Genomic DNA, 2,602 nt, shown 5'->3' on the forward strand with positions numbered 1-2,602 from the left:
CAGGGTCATTGCATGATCGAGATCTGTCTGGGTTCGTCACGTGAGGCCGAGGGCTCGTAGGGGCCGGTGGTAGTCGCGGCCGGTGTGGCGGAGGGCGGCGGCGATGTTGGTCTGGCCGTCCTGGCGGAAGACGCTGATGGCGAGGTTGCGCAGGGAGGCCATGGAGCGGGGCAGGGTGCCGGTGCGGACCTTGGAGTCGTCCTCGCGGAACGTGCGGTCCCGGACGTGGTGCAGGAGGTTCTCGATACCCCAGTGGCCTCTGATCCAGGTGGCGAGCTCGGTGCAGGTGGCGTCGAAAACGGTCAGGCTGGTGATCAGGTAGACGCGCTCGATGGTCAGCTTCCCGGCGCTTATGTCGCGTCGCCAGCGCACGACTTGGATGGCCTGGTGGGCGCCGGGGTAGTCGAGGTGGCTGAATGCGGCGGCCTTGAGCCGGCGGACCTCGTCGCGGTGGTGGGCGTGGTCGCGCGTGCGGTGCCCGAGCGGGATGTCCCGCCAGGGCAGCGTTCTGACCTGGGCATACAGGCCCGGATGGTTCTTCTTCACGACGGCCACGTAGTGCGCGCCGCGACGGGTCAGATAGGCCCCGTGGTCGTGCTGGGTGTGCAGGGCGTCGGCGGTCACCACCGTGTTCGCCAGCTCGAGTCCGTCCAGCAACGGTGCGAAGGAGGGGATTTCGTTGCTCTTGGAAGCGACCTGCCGCTGGGCCAGGACAACGCCGTGGTGGTCCATCGCCGCCAGCAGCTGGATCGCGGCGGCCGTCTGGGTTCGCGATCCGCGGACCACCTTGCCGTCGACCGCGATCACCCGTCGCACCGGCCCCTCCTCCGCGTCCGGCTCGACCGGGGGCGGCGTTCTGGCCTGCAGATACGCGCTGATCGCCGCATCCAGCGCGTCACCGTCCACACGCTGCAGCAGGCGGCGCACGGTTGCGGCGTGCGGCACCGGCCGCAGACCGGTAAGCGGATCGGCAGCGAAGCCGAGGACACCCAGCACATGCTGCGGGGCATCCGTGATCCACTCGCTGATCGCGATGAGCGACCGGGCCCCGGTCAGCACCGCCGAGACGGCCGCGCACAGCAACGCGAGGGCCGGATACCGCAGCCCTCGCGCATCGCGGGGATCGGCGACCAGAATCAGGAAACGCCGCAGGTCAGCGACATCGCTTGAGGTGAGGGGATCAGTCGGGGAGCCCAGTTGCTCCAGCGCGGAAGGGATGGGCGATGATGTTCGGGCAGGCACGGTCTCGCTCGGTTCTCATGGGTCTCGACAACCACATGATCACCAGCACCGTGCCTGCTCTGCTCTCCGGGGTCCCTTGCCACACAACGGACATGACGCCACGTCACTGACGAGACCGACGAACCGGACCAATCCCAATCGCGCAATGCCCCTGGTTCGCAGGTGGCCGTACTGAATCGCCAGAGCGACCAGTCCGCCCGGACGACGGGCGATGTGCCAGGCGAGACTGCGGCGAAAGCGGGAAGTACCGATGCGGCCGTGCGGGTCCGGCGGTATCACCTCTTCGGTGAGCCCGTGCGCGGTGGCCTCCTCGTTGGCCCAGGCGACGAAGTCCTCGATCCGGTCTCCCATCGTTGAGATGGTGAGTGCCCCCGTGCCAGAACGGGTGTCATGCGCATCGTGGGCGAATAGCAGATCTCCGGTCGGGACCATCCGCTCCAGAACTCGAATAGCATTCACCACCGGGGCGATGGCCACCCAGGGAACATCCCGGAGCTCGCCTTCGGAGCGGTGGTTGCCTTTCTCGTCCCGCGCCGTCTTGTAAACGGCACCGGTGATCAAATGCCGCCCCGTTTGCCCCTTGCTGTCCGGTTCGGGATCAGGGCAGCATCCGCTGCGAAGGCCAGCCACCTCTCCTGGGCGCATTCCTGTCAGATAGGCGATGACGATGAAGCATGCCGTGCCCAACTGGCGGGTCAAGGAGGCGCATTCGTGATAGTCGAGGGCTTCCCTCCATGGGTTGCCCCCCAGCATGCCGGTGACAGAGGTCTTTAGCCTCGATCTTGCGTGACGGTCCGCCGACGGAGTCGGTGGACCGTTTTCGTTCGGAGGGGTGAAGTTGGCAGGCCGGGGGCCCGAGTGTCGTCTCGGGCGGACGCCGGGTTCCACTGCTCCGGCTGAAGAGTTCTCTCGTAGGGACGGGTGAAACGGCTGGTCAGCCGGGGTTCGGTAGGAGTGCGAGCCGTTCGAGTGCGGCGGTGATGTGACTGGTCCAGGGCCAGTCCCCGGCCAGGCGGAGGATCCGGCGGCGGCCGGTGGTCACGAGCTGCCCGGCCGCGGAGAACAGGCGAAGCCGCAGCCGGCGGGGCTCCCAGAGCCGGGCCTTGCCGGTCAGGGCGAGCATCGGCATCCAGGCCAGCAGGTCGAGAGCGATCTGCACGATCTCCAGCCAGACCTTGTTCTGGGCGGTCCGGTGCAGGGGCAGATTCCGCAGGCCGGTGGCCCGGGCGGCCCGGATGCGGTCCTCCGCGCGGGCCCGCAGCCGGTGACGGAGCTCGAGCTCGGCGATCGACCGGCCGGCTGTATTGGTCGCGAAGCAGGTCAGCCGCATGCCGTCCGCGTCCGTGAGCCTCAACTGGGC

General features: G+C 68.1%; 3 protein-coding genes. All 3 read right to left on the reverse strand.

From position 1 onward, the window contains the following. Positions 1-36: 36 nt before the first annotated feature. Positions 37-1,242 carry an ISAs1 family transposase gene (locus B9S61_RS29130; protein WP_103542832.1) on the reverse strand — a complete coding sequence of 402 codons (1,206 nt, stop codon included), beginning with the start codon at positions 1,240-1,242 and terminating at the stop codon, positions 37-39. Positions 1,243-1,281: 39 nt separating this feature from the next. Then, a complete protein-coding gene (locus tag B9S61_RS40455) occupies positions 1,282-1,995 on the reverse strand; it encodes a hypothetical protein (RefSeq protein WP_146064977.1) in 714 nt (237 codons plus the stop codon). A gap of 181 nt (positions 1,996-2,176) precedes the next feature. Next, positions 2,177-2,602, reverse strand: a 426-nt coding sequence (locus B9S61_RS29135; protein WP_181007521.1) for a transposase, incomplete at its 5' end; no start/stop codon positions are given.

Source organism: Streptomyces sp. SM1 (assembly GCF_002910825.1).
GTDB lineage: Bacteria > Actinomycetota > Actinomycetes > Streptomycetales > Streptomycetaceae > Streptomyces > Streptomyces okerensis.